The sequence below is a fragment of the Candidatus Cloacimonadota bacterium genome (assembly GCA_011372345.1).
Taxonomy (GTDB): Bacteria; Cloacimonadota; Cloacimonadia; order Cloacimonadales; family TCS61; genus DRTC01.
This window is the reverse complement of the sequence record DRTC01000595.1, coordinates 1-1,825: the sequence shown is the minus strand read 5'-3', so window position 1 is coordinate 1,825 and position 1,825 is coordinate 1. Positions and strand designations below refer to the sequence as shown.

At 35.0% G+C, this 1,825-nt stretch carries 2 protein-coding genes; both read left to right on the top strand.

Annotation, left to right across the window (positions count from 1 at the left end; all coding sequences use genetic code 11):
* The coding region (locus ENL20_11370) for a M20/M25/M40 family metallo-hydrolase (protein HHE39152.1) at positions 1 to 635 on the top strand (635 nt) is incomplete at its 5' end.
* 83 nt (positions 636 to 718) lie between these two features.
* On the top strand, positions 719 to 1,825 hold a 1,107-nt coding region (locus ENL20_11365), incomplete at its 3' end, for a hypothetical protein (GenBank protein ID HHE39151.1).

Genomic DNA, 1,825 nt, shown 5'->3' with positions numbered 1-1,825 from the left:
GCGTTGCGCGTTGTGCCGGTTCTTCTGATAATGCCGGTGGAACTGTTTCTTTATTGAAAATTGCCGAATATTTTTCCAGAAATCAACCGGAACGGGATTTGAGAATTATCTTCTTTTCCGGTGAAGAGTTAGGTCTTTTAGGAAGTCAGGCTTATGCGAAGAAACATAAAAAAGAATTGGAAGAAAAAATCACATTCCTCGTTAATGTCGATGTTTCCGGAGATCCGGTAGGACTCGATTCTGCAAATGTGATCGGCACGAAAGAATTACTCGGTTATTTTGACGGGATCACAAAGGAAATAGGAATTGCTTTTCATAATAAACTTGATATTTACAGCAGTGATGGAATGCCTTTTTCGGTTTATGAAATTCCATCGATCAATATTGCTCGACACAGCGGAAAAGCAAATTTCTTCATTCATACTCCGGATGATATTCCCAAATATGTTTCTCAAAAAGGATTGAAAAATACGATCAATGCTTCCGTAAATCTTTTGAAAAGAGTTTTAAACGCTAAAGTGTATCCAATCAAAAAAGAGATCGATAAAAGTCTGAAAGATAAAATCGAGAAATACCTCTGGAATCTGACTTATGAAAAGCCGGAATTGCATTGGACTCCAAAATATAAGAAGTAAGTAGTTGAACTAGTGGAGTTGGTTGAATCAGGGGAATTGGGAAAACTTGTATAGTTTCTAAAACTTAAAAAGTTTGGAAAGACATGTTAAATAATATTATAAAAATAAAAACAAGACAATGGTTGCATTCATCTGATTGTGCTGTTAAAGATTTGGTGAATTACATTCGTTATATAGGTAATTTACGAGAAGCACAAATAGAAGCAATTGAGATTTATCTGTTCTTAAAGATTGAAGGAAATAACAAACCACTTTGGCAATTATTTGCAGAAGGTTTTTTTGCAAACGGATCCGATTTATCAAAACTAAATATCAATCTGAATGCTCGTGATTTTCTGGAAAGCAATATTGCTGCTCATTCACTTTTTGATTTCTGCCGACAGAAAAACGGAAAAACAACATTATTACCGGAACTGGAAAAATTGATTATTGAGCAGCCGGAAACCATCGAATACGAAAGAATTATAAAAAGTATCTTTTATAATGTCAATTATGCTGACTATCTGATGAGTCTGCCGATGGGAGCAGGAAAGACATTTTTGATGGCTGCTTTTATCTATCTGGATTTATATTTTGCAATAAATGAACCGGATAACAAAAACTTCTCCCATAATTTCCTGATTTTGATTCCTTCCGGTCTCAAATCATCTATCATTCCCAGTTTGAGAACGATAGAACATTTTAATCCAACCTGGATTTTACCCGAACCTGCTGCATCCGAAATTAAGAGATTATTAAAATTCCGGATTCTTGACCAGCCAAAATCTGCCAGGAAAAGCAATAAAGCCAGAAATCCGAATGCCCAAAAAGTAAATCAGAGTCTGCCGAATCCGTTCGGTTATATTTTTGTTGTGAATGCGGAAAAAGTCATTCTCGATAGAATGGAAGTAACAGACCAATTTGAAGCATTTGAAAGAACGGAAGATGAAAAAGATATTCTGGCAAATGAACTCCGGCATTTGATTGGAAAAATCCCCAATCTTTCCATATTTATCGATGAAGTTCATCACGCTGCCAAAGATGAGATAAAACTACGCAAAGTTGTTACAGGATGGAATAAAAAAGGAAATGTAACAAATGTTCTCGGTTTTACAGGAACGCCATATTTGAAAAAAGCAGACAAAATCAAAGTAACCGAAAGTTCCTTTTTCAAATTCAAACAAATAACAAATACGGTATATTATTATCCT